At 48.6% G+C, this 20098-nt stretch carries 18 protein-coding genes; all 18 read left to right on the forward strand.

The genetic code is table 11. From position 1 onward, the window contains the following. Position 1: 1 nt before the first annotated feature. The 18 genes from BV910_RS06335 to BV910_RS06420 all read left to right on the forward strand — a co-directional run bounded on the left by BV910_RS06335 (position 2) and on the right by BV910_RS06420 (position 20022). Positions 2-1057, forward strand: coding sequence for a flagellar biosynthesis protein FlhF (locus tag BV910_RS06335; protein ID WP_078146713.1), 1056 nt, complete (start codon positions 2-4; stop codon positions 1055-1057). Then, a complete protein-coding gene (locus BV910_RS06340; RefSeq protein ID WP_015881408.1) occupies positions 1036-1875 on the forward strand; it encodes a MinD/ParA family protein in 840 nt (279 codons plus the stop codon). Before BV910_RS06335 ends, BV910_RS06340 begins: the two co-directional genes overlap by 22 nt. Positions 1876-1894: 19 nt before the next feature. Next, entirely contained in the window at positions 1895-3895 is a 2001-nt protein-coding gene (locus BV910_RS06345) for a chemotaxis protein CheA (RefSeq protein ID WP_078146714.1), read from the forward strand. Between the two features lie 12 nt (positions 3896-3907). After that, complete coding sequence (locus tag BV910_RS06350; RefSeq protein WP_015881410.1) at positions 3908-4339, forward strand: chemotaxis protein CheW; 432 nt, start codon at positions 3908-3910, stop codon at positions 4337-4339. Beyond that, positions 4329-4928: a chemotaxis protein CheC gene (locus BV910_RS06355; protein WP_015881411.1), complete on the forward strand. Its 600-nt coding sequence runs from the start codon at positions 4329-4331 to the stop codon at positions 4926-4928. The genes BV910_RS06350 and BV910_RS06355 overlap by 11 nt, the downstream gene beginning before the upstream one ends. After that, on the forward strand, positions 4921-5406 hold the full coding sequence (locus BV910_RS06360) for a chemotaxis protein CheD (RefSeq protein ID WP_031421691.1): 486 nt from the start codon (positions 4921-4923) through the stop codon (positions 5404-5406). The genes BV910_RS06355 and BV910_RS06360 overlap by 8 nt, the downstream gene beginning before the upstream one ends. A gap of 12 nt (positions 5407-5418) precedes the next feature. Beyond that, positions 5419-6189, forward strand: a complete 771-nt coding sequence (locus BV910_RS06365) for a FliA/WhiG family RNA polymerase sigma factor (protein ID WP_078146715.1) — start codon at positions 5419-5421, stop codon at positions 6187-6189. Between the two features lie 12 nt (positions 6190-6201). Next, entirely contained in the window at positions 6202-6594 is a 393-nt protein-coding gene (locus BV910_RS06370; RefSeq protein ID WP_078146716.1) for a hypothetical protein, read from the forward strand. Positions 6595-6746: 152 nt separating this feature from the next. Continuing rightward, positions 6747-7487, forward strand: a complete 741-nt coding sequence (rpsB, locus tag BV910_RS06375) for a 30S ribosomal protein S2 (protein ID WP_015881415.1) — start codon at positions 6747-6749, stop codon at positions 7485-7487. 117 nt (positions 7488-7604) lie between these two features. Continuing rightward, the gene (gene tsf / locus BV910_RS06380) at positions 7605-8486 is read left to right on the forward strand and encodes a translation elongation factor Ts (RefSeq protein WP_078146717.1); all 882 of its coding nucleotides are present in this window, start codon (positions 7605-7607) and stop codon (positions 8484-8486) included. Between the two features lie 110 nt (positions 8487-8596). Continuing rightward, on the forward strand, positions 8597-9322 hold the full coding sequence (gene pyrH / locus BV910_RS06385; RefSeq protein WP_015881417.1) for a UMP kinase: 726 nt from the start codon (positions 8597-8599) through the stop codon (positions 9320-9322). Continuing rightward, complete coding sequence (gene frr / locus BV910_RS06390; RefSeq protein ID WP_031421698.1) at positions 9319-9879, forward strand: ribosome recycling factor; 561 nt, start codon at positions 9319-9321, stop codon at positions 9877-9879. The genes pyrH and frr overlap by 4 nt, the downstream gene beginning before the upstream one ends. An 84-nt stretch (positions 9880-9963) precedes the next feature. Further along, positions 9964-10701, forward strand: a complete 738-nt coding sequence (locus BV910_RS06395; protein ID WP_078146718.1) for an undecaprenyl pyrophosphate synthase — start codon at positions 9964-9966, stop codon at positions 10699-10701. Position 10702: 1 nt separating this feature from the next. Next, on the forward strand, positions 10703-11500 hold the full coding sequence (locus tag BV910_RS06400; RefSeq protein ID WP_078146719.1) for a phosphatidate cytidylyltransferase: 798 nt from the start codon (positions 10703-10705) through the stop codon (positions 11498-11500). Positions 11501-11514: 14 nt separating this feature from the next. Continuing rightward, entirely contained in the window at positions 11515-12672 is a 1158-nt protein-coding gene (gene dxr, locus BV910_RS06405) for a 1-deoxy-D-xylulose-5-phosphate reductoisomerase (protein ID WP_078146720.1), read from the forward strand. Positions 12673-12675: 3 nt separating this feature from the next. Then, complete coding sequence (rseP, locus tag BV910_RS06410; RefSeq protein WP_078146721.1) at positions 12676-13926, forward strand: RIP metalloprotease RseP; 1251 nt, start codon at positions 12676-12678, stop codon at positions 13924-13926. A gap of 32 nt (positions 13927-13958) precedes the next feature. After that, positions 13959-15659, forward strand: a complete 1701-nt coding sequence (locus BV910_RS06415; protein WP_078146722.1) for a proline--tRNA ligase — start codon at positions 13959-13961, stop codon at positions 15657-15659. Between the two features lie 70 nt (positions 15660-15729). Continuing rightward, positions 15730-20022, forward strand: coding sequence for a PolC-type DNA polymerase III (locus tag BV910_RS06420; protein ID WP_078146723.1), 4293 nt, complete (start codon positions 15730-15732; stop codon positions 20020-20022). Positions 20023-20098: the final 76 nt, after the last annotated feature.

The raw sequence follows: 20098 nt of genomic DNA on the forward strand, positions 1-20098 counted from the left end.
CATGCAGATTAAAAAGTTTACGGCGAAGACCATGGCTGATGCGATGGCGAAAGTGAAACAAGAGCTCGGAGACGAAGCGGTCATCCTCAACTCACGACAAGTGAAGACAGGATGGTTCGGTCTCTTTGCGTCAAAGCAAGTGGAGGTCATCGCAGCCCTCGAAAAAGAGCAAGTCGTCACAAAGCCACGACAGCCTGTCCCTGTTCGGACAGCACCAACACCACCTGTCGTGACGCAGACGCCACCACGTGTGATCGGAGGAGCGGGACCGAGACTACACGCCTCGTTGCAACATATCGAATCGCTGCTCTCAACTGAATCCTTCGCGGATGAGTCGTGGGAGGAAACGCTGAACGAACTATACTACACGACAAAATCTGTAGAAGAAGCTGAACGTTTCGTTTACGAACAAGTCAAATCGTCGTTCATTGAACCGCCTGAAGCTAAACGATATTTTATGGTCGTTGGACCGACGGGGGTCGGCAAGACGACCACGCTCGCCAAACTTGCGGCGCACTTTAAACTGACGGAAGGCAAAACGGTCGGATTGATCACGACCGACACGTACCGAATCGCTGCCATCGAACAGTTGAAGACGTATGCTGAAATCATGAGTATTCCGGTGGAAGTGGCATATGACTTTCATGACTTCAAGCGTGCCAAGCAATTGTTTGCTCGTAAAGACATCGTGCTAATCGACACGGCGGGACGAAATTTCCGCGATCCGGCTTACGTCGAACAGTTTCATGAACATCACGACTTCACTGAAACAAGCCTTTCGCTCGTTTTGAGTTTGACATCCAAAATGAAGGACATGGATATGATCTATTCGCAATTCGAGTCATTGCCTCTTAGCTCACTCATTTTTACGAAGGCGGACGAGACAAGTGATATCCACGCGATGTACCGCATGGTGAAAAAGAGCGGTCTTCCGGTCGCCTGGATGACAGACGGCCAAGAAGTGCCGGACGATCTGATTCGGGGGAATGCGGACGCACTGACGAAACGACTGTTTGAGAAAGAAGGGTGGGCAAGATGGACCAAGCAAGGCGTTTAAGAGCAATCAATGATGCCCATCCGACGACAATCGCCTTTGCGAGTGGGAAAGGTGGGGTCGGAAAGACGAACGTCTGTGTAAACACGGCCATCGCCCTAGCTGAACTCGGAAAACGAGTGTTGATTGTCGACTTTGACATCGGAATGGCCAATGTGCACATCTTGATGAATGCCATGAAATCCAGAACGATGATCGAGACCGTCAAAGCTCGTATTCCATTGGCTGCAGCTGTTCAGAAAAATGTATATGGTGTCGATATATTACATGGAGGGAGTGGGCAGGACCAACTCGTCCATCTCTCAGATGATGACATGCAATTTCTCATGCGAGAACTCGAAGTATTGACCGAATATGATTATGTCCTGTTCGATATGGGGGCTGGAGCGACGGACACTTCACTCCAATTCATCGCGGGTTGCGATGAGATGTTCTTGATTTTGACTCCAGAACCTACCTCGCTAATGGACGGTTATGCATATACGAAACTGGTGCACCATCAGTACCCGGACTTACCGCTTGGCGTCATCGTCAACCGCGCCCAGTCCGGTGAGGAAGCCCTTCAATGTTTCGAACGGATGGAAGTCGCATGTAAACAGTTTTTAAATAAGACGATTCGATTCCTCGGCTTTCTACCAGACGACTCATCTGTCAGAAAGGCAGTCATCGCCCAAGTCCCGTTTTATCAATACAACCGAAAGAGTGATATTAGCTGGCGCCTCGAACGAATTTTGACAACGCTTACGGGTACGCCTCCGAAACCACGTCACTTGATGGACCGTTTGATGGGGAACTTACGAAAACAGTGGAACCGAGTATAACGACAGGGAGGCAAATGAGATGGACGTGAATGAATACTTAGGGTTGTTTTTAGATGAATCCCAAGAACATATCCAATCGATCAACACACAGTTACTTAAATTAGAACAATCGGGTGGGGCGGATGTTGTACAGGAGATCTTCCGATCGGCACACACGCTAAAAGGGATGTCTTCGACGATGGGGTACGAACGCGTTGCCAACTTGACACATGAGATGGAGAGCGCGCTCGACCTCGTCCGTGGCGGCAAAAAGGAAAGTAACCAACTCTTGTTGGATACGATGTTCATCGCCATGGAACAAATGGAAGACATGATTGCGGACATCGAAAGCGGAGGACAAGGCGCGAACGTGGATGTATCAGAAACGGTCGCCGCATTCCAATCCTTCATCGGTGGGAAAGAAGTCGCAGTCGAAAAAACTTCAGAGACGAGCACGTTTGAGATTGATTTATATACGAACTCGGTCATCGAGCAAGCCAAACAGACAGGCTTTGAGGCGTATCAAATCACAGTCAAACTGTCTGACGCGGTCGTCTTGAAAGCGGCCCGTGCGTATATGGTATTCGATCGCCTTCAAGAACTAGGTGAGGTCGTCAGCACACATCCGGAGACAGAAGAAATCGAACAAGAGCAATTTGACTTGTCGTTCGACGTCTTATTCTTGTCACAAGATACGGCAGAAGTGATTGAACATGCCATCGCTCAAGTCTCGGAAGTGGAGCGCGTCGAAGTCAATACGTTTACAGAAACAGCGGTCAGTGAGCCAGAAGTCGCTGTGACAGCGGAGACGATTGCACCTGAACCTGTCGTTCAAGCTACCTCGGACAAGGAAGAAGCGAAAGATACGAAAGATACGAAAGAGCAAGTAGCCGCTCAAGCACAAGCAAAAACGATTCGCGTCAACTTAGAACGAATTGATCGTCTGATGAACTTATTTGAAGAGTTCATTATCGACCGTGGACGACTTGAGCGCCTGGCGGACGAAGTCGGTCAACCAGAATTGAATGAAACGGTCGAAAAAATCAAGCGGGGAACGAACGAGTTACAATCACTCGTCTTGACCCTCCGGATGATGCCAATCGAACAAGTGTTCAATCGCTTCCCACGAATGGTGCGTTCGGTCGCAAAAGAGATTCATAAAAAAGTCCAGTTGGACATTTCAGGTGCTGAAACAGAACTCGATCGCACGGTCATCGATGAAATTGGCGATCCGCTCGTCCACTTGATCCGTAACGCCATCGATCACGGCATCGAACGTCCGGAAGTACGTCTTCAAGCCGGAAAACCGGAGCAGGGCATGCTTGCACTCCGTGCATATCACGGCGGAAACCGAGTCTTCATTGAAATCGAGGACGACGGTGCCGGCATCAACGTCGACAAGGTTCGCTCGAAAGCGTTGGAGCGCGGCGTGATCACAGATGAAGAAGCGACGACGATGTCTGAGAACGAATTGGCGATGCTGATCTTTGCTCCGGGCTTCTCGACGGCAGACGTGGTCACTGACTTGTCAGGACGCGGTGTCGGACTGGATGTCGTCAAAAATAAAATCGAGTCACTCGGTGGGGTCGTTTCTCTAGAGACGGTTGGGGGACAAGGCACGAAGTTCCAGGTCAGCTTACCGCTCACTCTCTCTATCATCTCGGCGATGCTCGTTCAAGTGGGAGAGGAATCGTATGCGATTCCATTGACATCGATCCTTGAGACGACATTACTTGATGAAGCGGACATTTTGACAGCACACCGTGAGCGAGTCTTCGACTTCCGTGGTCAACTGGTCCCACTCGTCTACATGAAAGAAATGTTTGGCATCGAATCAGAAACGAAGTCGCAATTCCCGGTCGTCGTCGTTCGAAAAGGCAACAAACTCGTCGGCGTCGTCGTCAACGATTTGATCGGTCAACAAGAAATTGTCATGAAACCGCTCGGTACGTATCTTGAAGGGATTCCAGCTATCTCTGGTGCGACCATTCTTGGTGACGGTCGCGTCGCCCTTATCGTAGATAGTAACGATCTCTTTTAAGGAGGAATATTGATGGAACAGAAATGGGTAGTCTTTTCACTTGAAGAAAATACGTATGGGATCGACGTACAGTCGGTCCGTTCAATCGAGCGACTTCAGCCGATCACACGAGTGCCGAACGCACCGTCACATGTGAAAGGGGTTATCAACCTTCGTGGTGTCGTCACGCCGGTCATCGACCTTCGCTTGCGACTCGGCTACGAAGAAATCGAACCAACGGATGAAACGCGCATCCTGATCGCCTCGTTGAATCAAGGAGATGCCGGATTTATCGTCGACCGTGCGAATGAGGTCGTGGAAAGCGACGAAGTACGAATCGAACCGATTCCGGAATCGAGCCGCGATATGCTCTCGGCACATCTGACAGCCATCGCAAAAGGAGAAGATAAACTCTTCTCCTTACTCGATGCGAATGCGTTGTTTGAGGAACAGTATGCTGAGTGAGTTTGAACAAGACCTGTTAAAGGAACTGGGGAATATAGGGTCTGGACATGCGGCGACTGCCTTGTCGGCAATGCTTTCGAAACCGGTGAACATTACCGTGTCTTCTGCCGAAATGGAACCGATCACTTATTTACCAGAGCGAGTCGGCGGTCCGGAACGACATGTTGCCTCGGTCTTGTTGGAATTAGATGGTGATATTCGTGGAATGATCCTCATTTTGTTCGCCGTGGAAGATGCCGAGCAAATGGTTTCGACCTTGATTGGGATGCCATATTCATTTGATTCTTTTGATGAGCTCGGTCAATCGGCTTGGGAAGAGGTCGGGAATATTATGAGCGGTGCTTATGCGCGAGCGCTAGGTGACTGGTTACAGACACCGATTATGATTCAAGTGCCGGCAACGGCCATCGATATGGCAGGTTCGATTGTTGAATTTGTCGTCACGTCTGTACAACCCGAGGAAGACGCGGCGCTCTATATCGACACGACATTTATGATTGATCAAAAAGTAAGTGCAGGACATGTGTTGTTCCTACCAACACATGGGTCGCTCAAACGGATTCAAGAACGGTTGCTTGGCAATGGCTGATGTATTAAAAATCGGCATTGCCGAATGGAAGCAGACGACCGCACCAAATCGGTTACGTACAGCCGGACTCGGGTCATGTGTGGGTGTCATTTTATATGACACCCGCCTCCAATTGGCAGCGATGGCACATGTCATGTTGCCGGACTCGACGATTGCTCGTAAGAACCAGACGATTGAAGTAGGAAAATACGCAGATACAGCCATTGATACACTCGTGCATTCATTGAAACGAGAAGGGGCCACGCGGCTTCAAGCAAAGATGGCAGGCGGCGCTCAGATGTTTCAGTTTAAATATGAGAACGAGGCGATGCGAATCGGTGAGCGAAACGCCGAGGCCATCCGCCAAGCATTAAAAGTCCATCGTATTCCGCTCGTGGCAGAAGATTGTGGCGGACATAACGGGCGGACAATCGAGTTTGATGTCGCAACATCTGTCTTATCGATTCGGACGGTGAGCGTTGGTACGAAAGAACTATAAGGGGGGATCGACATGACGACTCATCTTACACAGTTGTGGGATCGCTGGAATATGGACCGTGATATGGATACAGCAAACGAATTACTAGCACATTACGAGTTTCTCATCCACTACCACGTACAACGGATGATCGTGACGCTTCCAAAGAGCGTCGAACGCGACGAATTGAAAAGTTTGGGTTACATGGGATTGTACGATGCCCTTATGAAATATGATCCAGAGCACAATAATAAATTTGATACGTATGCTGCGTTTCGGATTCGTGGAGCCATTATCGACGGTTTACGAAAAGTGGATTGGTTACCTCGGTCGGTTCGAGAAAAAGTGAAAAAAATCGATCACGTGGCAGAACAGCTTGAACAGTCGTTACATCGTGCTCCAACGAAGAGCGAGTTAGCTTCGGCATGCGACTTACCGATTGCAGAAATCGAACGAACGATGGCGGAAGGGTACTTTGCCAATATGTTGTCGATTGATGAGGCCGTGACGTTGCAAGAAGAAGGAAAAGTGATGTCTGTCACGTATTTCGACCCGGATTCTGAAAAGCCAGAAGATACGTTGTTGCAACGCGAATTGATTGATGTGCTGGCAGCAGAAGTCGACCATTTATCCGAAAAAGAACGACTCGTCGTCTCTTTGTTTTACTTTGACGAACTGACGTTGACGGAGATTGGGGAAGTGCTCGAACTGTCAACATCACGGATTTCGCAAATTCATTCCAAAGCGTTGAAGACATTAAAACACGCGCTCGGTCGGTCCTATTTAGAAGAAAAGACATCGTAAGGAGATGAACAAGTGTATATTGTATATGTGATCACAGCTTGTTTGGTTGCTTACGTTTTTTTATTCGGCTACCGACAAGTCCAAGCGCTTCAGGAACGAGTCGAACGGCTCGAACGAGAGAAGCAAGAGACCGAAACGTTGCTTCTTTCATTCATGGAGTCGATGAACGACCTCGTTGTTCAAGAACCCGTTGAACGTTCGAACGTGGTTCAACAGGAAGAAGCTTCATCGCTCCCTGTCAATGAGTCCGTTCAAACGGTCGTAGAGGCAACAGAAGAGACGACCCCGTCCGCGTCAATCGACGTGGACGATGTCTTGTTGCGACATTCCGTGCGGGACGCTGCCCGTATCCTCGGAAAAGGCGAGGGCGAGCTTGCGCTTTATGCGAAACTTCGTAAAAAGTGAGAGTTGCCGGATTTCGTGACATATGCTATAGTAATTCTCGGTGTTAAACACATCACACACGTCTCGGGATGATATTCCTCGGTGCCTAAAGGTCGGAATACAACAATGAACGAGGCGGAGGACTTTTTTAAACCACAAGGAGGAAATTTATCATGGCAGTAATTTCAATGAAGCAATTGCTTGAAGCTGGTGTACACTTCGGTCACCAAACACGCCGTTGGAACCCAAAAATGGCGAAATACATCTTCACAGAGCGTAACGGGATCTACATCATCGACCTTCAAAAGACGGTCAAAAAAGTAGACGAAGCTTACAACTTTGTTCGTGAACTCGCGGCAGAAGGCGGAAACGTCCTCTTCGTTGGTACGAAGAAACAAGCTCAAGATACAATCAAAGAGGAAGCAATCCGTTCTGGAATGTTCTTCATTAACGAGCGTTGGTTGGGTGGAACACTCACTAACTTCTCAACAATCAAAAAGCGTATCAACCGCTTGAAGCAACTCGAAAAAATGGAAGAAGACGGCACGTTCGAAGTACTTCCTAAGAAAGAAGTCATCATCTTGAAGAAAGAAATGACTCGTCTTGAGAAGTTCCTCGGCGGAATCAAGGATATGCCTGGTGTGCCTGACGCCCTCTTCATCGTTGACCCACGTAAAGAGCGTATCGCAATCGCGGAAGCTCACAAATTGAACATCCCAATCGTTGCGATTGTCGACACAAACTGTGACCCAGACGAAATCGACTACGTAATCCCAGCGAACGATGATGCAATTCGTGCAGTTAAATTGCTCACTTCTAAGATGGCAGATGCAATCATCGAAGCGAAGCAAGGTGAAGAAGAAGTTGCTGAAGAAGCTGTAGCGACAGAAGCTGAAGCTACAGAAGCTGAGTAATCAGTGAGACAATAGGTGATAAAGGGAAAGCCTTTTATCACCTTTTTTTAGGACATGTAATCAAAAAGCCCTGTGCTTTTTCTTAAAATTCGTTAGTTTTACAAGGAGGAATTTCCGATGGCAGTTACAGCAGCAATGGTAAAAGAACTTCGTGAAAAAACAGGAGCAGGAATGCTTGATTGCAAAAAAGCACTCGTTGAAACAGACGGTGACATGCAAGCAGCAATCGACTTCCTTCGCGAAAAAGGAATCGCTAAAGCAGCAGCAAAAGGTGATCGTATCGCCGCTGAAGGTTTGACAGCAGTAGCAGTTGAAGGCAACAAAGCTGTGCTCGTCGAAATCAACTCAGAAACAGACTTCGTTGCGAAGAATGAGAAGTTCCAAACACTCGTAAACAACGTAGCAAAAGCAGTACTCGCATCAGGCGCAACAACTGCAGAAGCTGCACTCGCGGCTGAGTACGAAGCAGGTAAAACACTTGAAACGTACATTCAAGAAGAAGCTTCGACAATCGGAGAGAAAATCTCACTCCGTCGTGTAGCTGTTCTTGAAAAAGCTGACGATGCAGTATTCGGTACGTACCTCCACATGGGTGGTCGCATCGGGTCAGTCGTTGTAATCGACGGCACATCTGACGAAACAGTTGCTAAAGACGTTGCAATGCACGTTGCTGCAGCACGTCCACTTTACGCGACGCGCGATGAAGTATCAGCTGAAGAAATCGACCGCGAGAAGAAAGTCTTGACTGAGCAAGCACTTAACGAAGGCAAGCCTGCTAACATCGTTGAGAAGATGATTGCTGGTCGTATGAACAAGTACTTCGAGGAAATCTGCCTCGTTGACCAAACGTTCGTAAAAGACAGCGACTTCAAAGTTGGTAAGTACGTAGAATCAAAAGGCGGAAAAATCAACTCGTTCGTACGCTTCGAAGTAGGAGAAGGTATGGAGAAACGTGAAGAGAACTTTGCTGAAGAAGTTATGAACCAACTTAAAAAATAATCTGTGTCACAATCAGTGATGCAACTAAAAATGGGAACACGTCTGTATAACCTTGAGTTAGTTCGTTAAGGGAGCGTGTTCCCTTTTTTCAAGCAAGAGGAGGCAAAGTTATGGAACCGAAATATAAACGAATTGTGTTAAAATTGAGTGGAGAAGCGCTCGCTGGAGATCAAGGTTACGGGATCGACCCTAACATTGTAAACTCAATCTCAAGTCAAATTAAAGAATTGATCGAGATGGGTGTAGAAGTCGCCGTTGTTGTAGGTGCCGGAAACATTTGGCGTGGAAAGACGGGTAGTGAACTCGGGATGGATCGGGCAAACGCAGATTACATGGGTATGCTCGCAACTGTATTGAACTCACTTGCTCTTCAAGATAGCCTTGAAACGTACGGTGTCCAAACGCGCGTCCAAACATCAATTGAAATGCGACAAGTTGCTGAACCATACATTCGTCGTCGCGCAATGCGTCATCTTGAAAAAGGACGCGTCGTTATCTTTGCGGCCGGCACAGGAAACCCATATTTCTCAACGGACACGACAGCTGCCCTCCGTGCGGCTGAAATCGAAGCTGATGTCATCTTAATGGGTAAAAACAATGTGGACGGCGTCTATTCAGCTGATCCGAAATTGGACGCGACGGCAGTGAAGTACGATACGTTGTCTTATCTTGACGTCTTAAAGGATGGACTTCAAGTCATGGACTCGACAGCAACGTCACTTTGTATGGACAACCACATTCCATTGATTGTATTCTCATTGCTTGAAGAAGGTAACATTAAACGTGTCGTTCTCGGGGAACATATCGGGACGGTAGTAGGAGGAGTCAATTCATGAGTGTCAAAGAAGTATTGAAAACAGCTGAAGAAAAAATGGAAAAAGCGCATTCTTCACTTAAACGTGATTTTGGAACGCTTCGCACTGGCCGTGCCAGCGCATCGATTTTGGATCCTGTCCAAGTTGATTACTATGGTGTCCCAACACCACTCAATCAAGTGGCAAACATCAATACACCAGAAGCGCGCCTACTTTTGATTCAACCATGGGATAAGTCAATGGTTTCTGAAGTAGAGAAAGCGATTCAAAAGGCAGACCTCGGCTTGTCTCCATCATCTGACGGTACGGTCATTCGTTTGGCGATTCCTGCATTGACGGAAGAACGTCGTAAAGAATTAGTTAAAGTCACGAAAAAATACGCAGAAGAAGCGAAAGTCGCTGTCCGTAACGTACGTCGTGACGCAAATGAAAACTTGAAGAAACTCGAGAAAGATGGCGAGTTAACAGAAGACGATCTCCGCGGATATGCAGATGACGTTCAAACGTTGACGGATTCGTATATCAAGAAGATTGATGAATCTGCAGCAATTAAAGAAAAAGAAATCATGGAAGTGTAATCACGGAAGTGGTATACCAAAAAGCTGTGTGGGGACCCTTTTTCTGAGAGGGTCCTTCTTTCATACAATCAGGAGGATAACAGAATGTTTAAATGGGTGAATCCTAAAACGAAAATCGAGGCGGAGTTAAGTGTTCCTGAGCACGTAGCCATCATTATGGATGGAAATGGACGCTGGGCCAAAAAACGTGGTCTCCCTCGCATCATGGGTCACCGGGAAGGGATGAAGTCCATCCGGGAAGCGGTACGAACAGCACAAGAACTCGGGATTCGGTCTCTGACGCTTTATGCGTTCTCTACAGAGAATTGGACTCGTCCGGAAGAGGAAGTCTCATTCTTGATGAAACTGCCGAAACAGTTTTTGGAGACCGATTTGAAAGAACTCCACGAACAGAATGTACGGGTGCTCGTTGCGGGAGATACGTCGAAACTCCCACGAGAGACACGAGAAGCCGTTGATGAAGCGAGAGAACGGACCGTTGCGAACACAGGGTTGAACCTTGTCTTCGCACTCAACTACGGGGGACGAGATGAGCTCGTTCAAGCGATGCGTAGCATTGCAGCAGACGTTCAGTCCGGTTTGGTTCAAACAGACGACATCGATGATCGTATGATTGGTGAACGACTCATGACACACGTTCAAGATGTCGATCTCGTTATTCGGACGAGCGGTGAGCAACGACTCTCTAACTTTTTATTATGGCAAAGCGCGTATGCTGAACTTCATTTCACAGAAGTATTGTGGCCGGAATTTAAGCGTGAGCATTTTGTAGAAGCGATTGAATCATACAACGCGCGCACGCGACGTTTTGGTGGGGTGTAACATGAAGACACGTATTATTACAGGACTATGGGCAGGAGCCATCTTCATCACGGTGATTGCGCTTGGAGGCAATGCCTTCGTTTCATTGATGGGGATTCTGGCACTCATCGGATTGAGTGAATTCACGCTGATGCGACAGCATAAGCTGTTGGCGTTTCCGTTCTTGGTGACAGCGCTCCTCGTGGCGTTCCCGTTCCTCTTATTATTGCTCGAGACTCAAGTTGTCACGGATGAACTTCCGTTCTCGATTGAACAATGGCTCGTCTTAGGGCTCGTGTTGTTGCTGTTTTGGACAGTGGTCACGAAAAATCGGTTCACGTATGAAGACGCTAGTTTTTACTTCGTCTCAGCGGTCTATTTAGTCGTCGGTTTCTCTAGTTTTGCGTTAGTCCGGCTCTCTGAGGACGGTCTATCGAAAGTGCTGCTAATCTTGTTTATGATTTGGGCGACAGACTCGGGAGCGTATTTTACCGGAAAAGCATTCGGGAAAGCCAAGTTATGGCCATCGATTAGTCCGAATAAGACGATTGAAGGGGCGATTGGGGGCATTGTGTCTGCGATTGTACTCGGTATCATCTTTGTCTGGATTGATCCGATCTTGCCGATGATCGAGGTCGCCATTTTAGCGATTGTCGTAGCGGTAGTCGGACAGCTCGGGGATTTGGTGCAGTCTGCTTATAAGCGTCAGTACGGAGTCAAAGATTCAGGTCATCTGTTACCGGGACATGGTGGCATTTTAGACCGGTTTGATAGTATGATTGCGGTCTTTACCGTCATTTGGGTGTTTAATCTGCTTTAAAAAGGAGTGTCGAGATGAAGCGAATTAGCTTAATTGGGGGGACTGGTTCGATTGGCGTTCAAACTTGTGACGTCATCGAACAGCACCCTGACCTGTTTGAACTTGAGGCGTATGCGTTCGGAACGAACGTCGAGGTCGCCACGGAATGGATCAATCGACTTAGACCAAAATATGTGTCGGCAACGAGTATCGAAGTACTCGAACAGTTGAAGCCGCGTCTTACATATGAACCTCTCTACTTTATTGGACCGGAGGGGCTGAAGGAGTGTGCGACGGCAGAACGGGCTGACATCGTCGTGACGGCAGTCGTTGGAGCAGTTGGACTTGAACCGACGCTTGCGGCGATTCAAGCAGGGAAAGATATTGCACTCGCCAACAAGGAAACACTCGTTACCGCAGGACATCTTGTCAAAGCGGCCGTGAAAGAACATGGGGTCAACCTGTTGCCTGTCGACAGTGAACACTCCGCGATCTATCAATGTTTGAACGGGGAACGAAGAGAAGATGTATCCAAGATTATTCTAACGGCTTCAGGCGGTAGTTTCCGTGATCGTTCACGCGATGAGCTGGCTGATGTGACTGTTGAAGACGCACTGAATCATCCGAACTGGTCAATGGGAGCAAAAATCACCATCGATTCGGCGACGATGTTCAACAAAGGCTTGGAAGTCATCGAGGCACACTGGCTGTTCGATATCGATTATAATGATATTGAAGTCATCTTACATCGTGAATCGATTATTCATTCGATGGTCGAATTTAAAGATGCTGCCGTGATGGCCCAGCTCGGAAACCCGGATATGCGTGGTCCGATCCTTTATGCGCTATCGGGACCGAAGCGGCTTGAAATCGAGGGGAATAAGCGGTTAAACTTGAAGGAAATCGGAAAGCTGCATTTTGAAGAGACTGATTTCAATCGCTACCCGGCACTCCGATTAGCGTTCGAAGCAGGAAGAGCCGGTGGTTCCATGCCGACCGTCCTGAATGCAGCCAATGAAGTGGCAGTAGACCTATTCTTGAACGGTCAGATCACGTTTTTAGAGATTGAACGACTCGTCGAAGATGCGATGGCTCGACATGAGGTCATCGCCGAGCCGACGCTCGCGCAAATTCTAGAAGTTGACCGAGCAGTACGTCAACAGATTCAGCAAGGAATTGAAGGTGGGGAATAAATCATGACGACTTTTATCGCCATCGTTTTGATGTTTGGCGTTCTCATTTCGGTACACGAATGGGGACACCTCGTCATGGCGAAACGGGCAGGCATTCTCTGTCACGAGTTTGCAATCGGATTCGGTCCAAAAATTGTTTCATTCCGTAAAAATGAAACGCTCTATACCATTCGTCTTTTACCAATCGGTGGCTACGTCAAAATGGCCGGAGAAGATTTTGAACCGATTGAAGTCCGTGCGGGTCAGCATGTCGGACTCCGGCTCACCGAAAAGGGGACGGTCGATCGCGTCTACTTCCAACCGGACACGGCTACAGATGTCCATGTCGTCGGAACCGTCGATAAGTTCGATTCGACACATGAGTTGAAAGTACAACTTCTCATCGATGAGGAAGTGCGTGTCTATTCATTAGAGCGAGATACACTCCTTGTCGACCAAGGGATGGAAATTCAAATCGCACCGTATGATCGAACATTTGGAGCCCAGTCGGTTTGGAAACGTGTCTTGGCCATCGCAGCCGGTCCGGCGATGAACTTCGTCTTGGCGTTCATCTTGCTCATTATTGTGGGGCTCGTTCAAGGAACCCCAACGAACGATGGTCAAATCGGTACGGTTCAACCGGATTCAGCCGCTGATGAGGCTGGTTTGATGAGCGGGGATGAAATCGTATCGATTGAAGGTGAGCCGATTACCGATTGGCTCGACTTACGATCTGCTTTAGAAGACCGGGCGGACACCCCTACGGAAGTCACGTATGTCCGTGATGGGGAGGAAGCAACTGTCACCCTCACACCACAAGCAGTCGAACAAAACGGAGAGACGGTCGGAATCCTTGGTGTCACGAACGCACTCGAGCGATCACCGGTCAAAGCCGTGACGACGGGAGCGGAAACGACATGGACGATGTCGACGCTCATCTTCTCTGCGGTCGGTGATTTGGTGACAGGACAAGTCGGTGTCGATCAACTAGCAGGTCCGGTCGGGATTGTACGGATGACAGATGAAGTAGCGGCGAGCGGTTTGATCATGCTGTTGAACTGGACAGCGCTTCTCTCCGTCAACCTTGCGATCTTCAACTTGCTCCCATTGCCAGCGTTAGACGGAGGACGTTTGATTTTCCTCTTGTTCGAAGCGGTACGCGGACGTCCAATCGATCCGAAAAAAGAAGGATTCGTCCACTTTATCGGATTCGCACTCTTGATGATTTTAATGTTGATTGTCACTTGGAACGACATTCAATCATTCTTTAAATAAGCTGTTTGTAGAGAAGGGAAACGTTGAACTGTATGAAACAATCTAGATTGCTCATGCCTACATTGAGAGAAGTTCCGGCTGACGCGGAAGCGGTCAGCCATCAACTCCTCGTCCGTGGAGGATTCATCCGTCAAAATGCGGCAGGAATTTATTCTTATCTTCCACTCGGACATAAGGTGTTACACAACATCCAAACAATCATCCGTGAAGAGATGAATCGTGCCGGTGCACAAGAGTTATTGATGCCTGCCATTCAACCGGCAGAACTTTGGGAAGAGACAGGACGTTGGGGCATTTACGGTCCTGAGTTGATGCGCTTGACGGACCGTCATGACCGTCGTTTCGCACTCGGTGCGACACACGAAGAATTGATCACATCAATCGTCCGAGACGAGCTCAACTCGTATAAAAAACTTCCGATGAACTTGTACCAGATTCAAACGAAGTATCGTGATGAGCGTCGTCCACGTTTCGGGTTGCTCCGCGGACGTGAGTTCTTGATGAAAGACGCCTACTCATTTCACGCGACACAAGAAGACTTAGATGAAGAATATACAAACATGTATAATGCGTACTCACGCATCTTCGACCGCACAGGACTGAAGTATCGTCCGGTCGTCGCGGACTCTGGGGCAATCGGCGGGAAAGATACGCATGAATTCCAAGCGCTTGCGGATATCGGGGAAGACACGATTGTCTACACCGACACGTCGAACTATGCGGCGAACATCGAGATGGCCGAAACGCTCGACCGTTATGAGATGCAGCAAGCTGACGTTCGTCCACTCGAAAAAGTGGACACGGAAGAGAATCGTACGATTGAAGATGTGGCGGCATTCTTGAACGTGGATCCGAAGACGACAATCAAATCTGTCTTGTTCAACGTGGATGGCGAAACCGTCATGGCAATCGTTCGTGGCGACCACGAAGCGAATGAAGTCAAAGTGAAGAACGCACTCGGTGGACTCGACATTCAACTTGAAGAAGAAGCGAAAATCGTTGAGTTGTTCAACTGTGCGCCAGGTACACTCGGACCGATTAACGCTCCGGTCAAAGTCGTTGCCGACTATGCGGTCAAGTACTTAGTGGATGCAGTCTGTGGTGCCAACGAGGCGAACACACACTACACGGGTGTAAACGCTGCGCGCGACCTTGCCGAGATGACATACCACGATTTACGTTTCGTTGTCGAAGGCGATTTGGCACCGGATGAGTCCGGTCCGGTTCGTTTTGCTCGTGGGATTGAAGTGGGACAAGTATTTAAACTCGGGAAACGATATTCAGAAGCGATGGGTGCGACGTTCCTCAACGAAGAGGGTCGTGCCGAACCACTCATCATGGGTTGCTACGGCATTGGGGTGTCACGCACACTTTCAGCCATCGTCGAACAACATCACGACGACCGTGGAATCGTTTGGCCACGTAACGTGGCGCCGTTCGATCTCCATTTGATCGCAATCAATGCAAAAGATGAGACGCAAGTCGAGTTGGCGAACCGTCTTTATGAAGAGCTTGGTCAAACATACGATGTCTTGTTCGACGACCGAAAAGAACGCGCGGGCGTCAAGTTTGCAGATGCAGATTTGATTGGACTTCCGATTCGCGTGAACGTCGGGAAAAAAGCCGACGAAGGCATCGTTGAAGTGAAAGTACGTGCAACAGGTGAAGTGATTGAAACGTCAATCGATGAATTGAAAGAAGTCATCGCTTCAAAATTTAGCGAAGTTCATTAATGGATGAAGGTGACAGCGGAAGCGGTCACCTTCATTTGTCGAATTGGCATAAAGGGGGAAAGACGGACCCGTGGAAGCAAATCAAAAGATGCAATTATTATTAAGTGACCTTGGGATCACGACCGAGACGGACCTGTTTGATCAGGCCGAACTCTCACGGCTCGTCGTCAACAAGAAGCGACGGACGTGGACGTTTTATTTTTCATTTCCAAAAGTATTGCCATACGACGTGCATCAATTGTTCATGAGTCGATTAGAAAGCCGTTATGCGACGTTCGCGGATGAGGTGTACGCTCGGTTCTCGACAACAGCTGGTGGAAGTGAGCAAGACTATATCGACTATTGGCCGCGAATCGTCAGCGAGTTGAGCCAAGTTTCTGGTGCGATGCGCAGTTATTTCGGTTCCGTTTCGCCACGATTCGAGCAGAACAAACTCATGATCCCGGTGCGTTCCGCACCTGAGGCGAGTTATGTGGACAAAGAGCTCTGTCAAGAAGTGCAGGCGCTCTATAGTGCCTATGGGTTCACGAAAAAGCCGTGTCAGGCTCAATTTTCGGAAGACGCTGAGGCGAATCAGGCCCTTCGCGAACAGGTTGTTCAAGAAGACATCGAACAAGCGAAAATGGCACTGGCTGCTCAATTCGCCAAGGCAACAGAAACGAATGACGAACCGATCACAGAAATCCGGATGGGTGCGCTCATTAAAGATGAGATCGTCCCAATCAAGACGATTATCGAGGAAGAACGACGTGTCGCGATTCGTGGACTCGTCTTCTCGGCAGAACGGAAAGAATTGAAGAGTGGGAAGAAACTGTTCACGTTCAAGATGACGGATTACACCGACTCATTGATTGTGAAAGTATTTGCCCGCGATGACGATGACGACCGTATGCTCAGTGCCGTCAAAAAAGGCATGTGGATTCAAACAGCTGGGCGGGTCGAAGATGATTCGTTCATGCGCGAACTATGTATGATGGCATCTCAACTTCAAGAAGTGAAGGTCGAACCGCCACGTGACGAATGGGAAGGCGAGAAGCGTGTCGAACTTCACGCGCACACACAGATGAGCCAAATGGATGCCGTTACAAACGTTTCGTCGCTCGTCGCCCGTGCTGCGAAATGGGGACATCGTGCCATTGCCATCACCGACCATGCGGGAGTCCAGGCGTTCCCAGAAGCGTATTATGCCGGGAAGAAGAACGACATTAAAGTGTTATACGGAGTCGAGGCGAACGTTGTCAACGATGGTGTCCCTGTCGCCTATCATGCGACCGATGTGGCATTGGACGATGCGACATACGTCGTCTTCGACGTCGAGACGACGGGACTTTCTGCCGTCTACAATAAAATCATCGAACTCGCTGGGGTTAAAATCAAGGACGGGGAAATCATTGACCGGTTTGAGGCGTTCGCCGACCCGAAACATGCCTTGTCAGCGACCACGATTGAATTGACTGGGATCACGGATGACATGGTCCAAGGTCAACCGGACCCGGAAGTGATCACGAAACAGTTCGTCGATTGGTGTGGCGACAGCATTCTCGTCGCCCATAACGCGTCATTCGATATGGGCTTCCTTGAGGCGACTCTCCGTAGCGGAGGACATGAACCAGATGATTATCCGGTCATCGATACGCTCGAACTTGCTCGAACGTTGATGCCGACGTTGAAGAATCATCGACTCAATACACTTGCGAAGCGATTCGATATCGAACTGACACAACATCACCGTGCCATTTATGATGCGGAAGCAACAGCATATTTGCTCATGAAGCTACTCGATCTCGCTAAGCAAATGTTCGAGATGACGACACATCGCTCGTTGAACGCGAAAGTCGGGAGTGACGTATCGAAGATTCGTCCGTTTCATGCGACTATCTACGCTAAAAATAAAAAGCCAGGACTTCGTCATTTATATGAGCTCATCTCCTTATCTCACATCGATTACTTGTATCGGATGGCACGCATGCCACGTTCCGAGCTCGTGAAGCGACGGGAAGGACTGTTGATTGGTTCGGCTTGCGATAACGGGGAGATTTTTGACGCCGCCTTGAACAAGTCGGATGATGAACTCGAGAAGATGATGTCATTTTATGACTTTATCGAGATTCATCCGCCGGCACTCTACCATCATTTAATTGATAAAGAGATTGTGGCGAATGAGTTAGAACTCCGCGAAATCATTAAGCGTATCATTCGCGTCGCCGAGAAGGCCGAGTTACCGGTTTGTGCGACAGGGAATGTGCACTATCTAGATCGGTCCGACCGGTCTTATCGCGAAATTTTGATTCGTACCCAAGGTGGGGCGAACTTTATCAATACGCGTAAAGAATTACCGCATGCGCACTTTCGGACGACGAAAGAAATGATGGAAGAGTTCAAGTTTTTAGGTGACGATTTAGCGCGTGAAATCGTCATCACGAATCCGAATGCGATTGCCGACCAGATTGAGTCGATTCAAATCATCCCGGATGATTTGTATACGCCGAAAATTGAAGGTGCGGATGATGAGGTTCGGAATATGAGCTACGACATGGCTCGCTCCATCTACGGGGACGAGCTGCCTGAGATCGTGGAGGCGCGTCTTGAGAAAGAGCTCAAGTCGATTATCGGTCACGGGTTCGCCGTCATTTATTTGATTTCGCATAAACTCGTTAAAAAATCACTCGATGATGGATATCTGGTCGGTTCGCGGGGGTCGGTCGGGTCGAGTCTCGTCGCAACGATGACGGAAATCACCGAAGTCAACCCGCTACCGCCTCACTACGTCTGTCCGAACTGTCAGCACTCACATTTCTTTAATGATGGATCGGTCGGTTCGGGGTATGACTTGCCAGACAAGGAGTGTCCGGAGTGCGGCACGTGGTACAAAAAAGACGGTCATGATATTCCGTTCGAGACATTCCTTGGTTTCAAAGGGGACAAAGTACCGGATATCGACTTGAACTTCTCAGGTGAATATCAACCGCATGCCCACGCCTATACAAAAGTACTGTTCGGAGAAGAATACGTCTATCGTGCCGGGACAATCGGAACGATTGCCGACAAAACGGCTTATGGATACGTGAAAGGCTATGCGACCGAGAATGATAAGATTTACCGGAACGCCGAAGTCGACCGTCTCGTTTCTGGGGTCACCGGTGTAAAAAGGACGACGGGGCAACATCCAGGGGGTATCATAGTCGTACCGGACTATATGGACATCGCGGATATCTCCCCGATTCAATATCCGGCGGATGACAATTCGTCTGAATGGAAGACGACTCACTTCGACTTCCACTCCATCCATGACAACTTATTGAAACTCGATATTCTCGGGCATGATGACCCGACCGTCATCCGGATGTTACAGGATTTGTCTGGTATCGATCCGAAGACGATTCCGACGGATGATCCGACTGTCATGAAGATTTTTTCTTCACCAGAAGTGCTTGGGGTGACACCGGAACAGATTGAATCGAAAACCGGGACACTCGGGATTCCAGAATTCGGGACGAAGTTCGTCCGTCAGATGCTTGAAGAGACAAAACCGTCAACGTTCTCGGAACTCGTTCAAATCTCTGGTCTATCTCACGGAACAGACGTCTGGCTCGGGAACGCGAACGAATTGATTTATAACGGGACGTGCGAACTGAAAGATGTCATCGGTTGTCGAGACGACATCATGGTCTATCTGATTTATGCAGGCCTCGAACCATCATTCGCCTTTAAAATCATGGAGTCCGTCCGGAAAGGGAAAGGACTCACGGAAGAGATGGAGTCCGAGATGCGGGAGAATGACGTGCCGGAATGGTATATCTCGTCTTGTAAGAAAATCAAGTACATGTTCCCGAAAGCGCACGCGACTGCCTACGTCTTGATGGCGGTTCGGATTGCATACTTCAAAGTGCATCATCCGATTCTGTACTACGCGACGTACTTTACCGTTCGGGCGGGAGATTTTGACTTGTCCGCAATGATTAAAGGTCCTCAGGCCGTACGGAAGGCGATGTCGGATATCCGAGAAAAAGGGTTCGATGCGACGGCGAAGGATAAAGGACTGCACACGGTCCTTGAACTGGCACTCGAAATGCTCGAGCGGGGTATGAAGTTCCAAAACATCGACTTGTATCGGTCGAGTGCGACAGAGTTCTTGATTGAAGACAATACGCTGATTCCACCGTTCAACGCGGTCGATGGCCTTGGAACGAATGCGGCAAAAGCGATTGTCGAAGCAAGGGAAGAAGGACAGTTCCTTTCGAAAGAAGATTTGCGGAAACGTGCGAAACTTTCGAAAACGGTCATCGAGACACTTGATACGATGAAATGTCTCGAAGGTCTGCCTGATGAGAACCAACTCTCATTCTTTGATTTTGGGGTGTAAGTTGCGATTTATCGGGAAAATATGATATATTGGTATCGAACAAAGTTGGATACTACGACGGAAAGGAGTAGGGAAC

The sequence above is a fragment of the Exiguobacterium sp. HVEsp1 genome (genome assembly GCF_002009685.1).
GTDB lineage: Bacteria > Bacillota > Bacilli > Exiguobacteriales > Exiguobacteriaceae > Exiguobacterium > Exiguobacterium profundum.

Excerpts from the sequence above, each read along its gene's own strand:
- BV910_RS06335 (WP_078146713.1), top strand. The coding sequence starts at position 2 with ATGCAGATTAAAAAGTTTACGGCGAAGACCATGGCTGATGCGATGGCG.
- BV910_RS06340 (WP_015881408.1), top strand. The coding sequence starts at position 1,036 with ATGGACCAAGCAAGGCGTTTAAGAGCAATCAATGATGCCCATCCGACG.
- BV910_RS06345 (WP_078146714.1), top strand. The coding sequence starts at position 1,895 with ATGGACGTGAATGAATACTTAGGGTTGTTTTTAGATGAATCCCAAGAA.
- BV910_RS06350 (WP_015881410.1), top strand. The coding sequence starts at position 3,908 with ATGGAACAGAAATGGGTAGTCTTTTCACTTGAAGAAAATACGTATGGG.
- BV910_RS06355 (WP_015881411.1), top strand. The coding sequence starts at position 4,329 with ATGCTGAGTGAGTTTGAACAAGACCTGTTAAAGGAACTGGGGAATATA.
- BV910_RS06360 (WP_031421691.1), top strand. The coding sequence starts at position 4,921 with ATGGCTGATGTATTAAAAATCGGCATTGCCGAATGGAAGCAGACGACC.
- BV910_RS06365 (WP_078146715.1), top strand. The coding sequence starts at position 5,419 with ATGACGACTCATCTTACACAGTTGTGGGATCGCTGGAATATGGACCGT.
- rpsB (WP_015881415.1), top strand. The coding sequence starts at position 6,747 with ATGGCAGTAATTTCAATGAAGCAATTGCTTGAAGCTGGTGTACACTTC.
- tsf (WP_078146717.1), top strand. The coding sequence starts at position 7,605 with ATGGCAGTTACAGCAGCAATGGTAAAAGAACTTCGTGAAAAAACAGGA.
- pyrH (WP_015881417.1), top strand. The coding sequence starts at position 8,597 with ATGGAACCGAAATATAAACGAATTGTGTTAAAATTGAGTGGAGAAGCG.
- frr (WP_031421698.1), top strand. The coding sequence starts at position 9,319 with ATGAGTGTCAAAGAAGTATTGAAAACAGCTGAAGAAAAAATGGAAAAA.
- BV910_RS06395 (WP_078146718.1), top strand. The coding sequence starts at position 9,964 with ATGTTTAAATGGGTGAATCCTAAAACGAAAATCGAGGCGGAGTTAAGT.
- BV910_RS06400 (WP_078146719.1), top strand. The coding sequence starts at position 10,703 with ATGAAGACACGTATTATTACAGGACTATGGGCAGGAGCCATCTTCATC.
- dxr (WP_078146720.1), top strand. The coding sequence starts at position 11,515 with ATGAAGCGAATTAGCTTAATTGGGGGGACTGGTTCGATTGGCGTTCAA.
- rseP (WP_078146721.1), top strand. The coding sequence starts at position 12,676 with ATGACGACTTTTATCGCCATCGTTTTGATGTTTGGCGTTCTCATTTCG.
- BV910_RS06415 (WP_078146722.1), top strand. The coding sequence starts at position 13,959 with ATGAAACAATCTAGATTGCTCATGCCTACATTGAGAGAAGTTCCGGCT.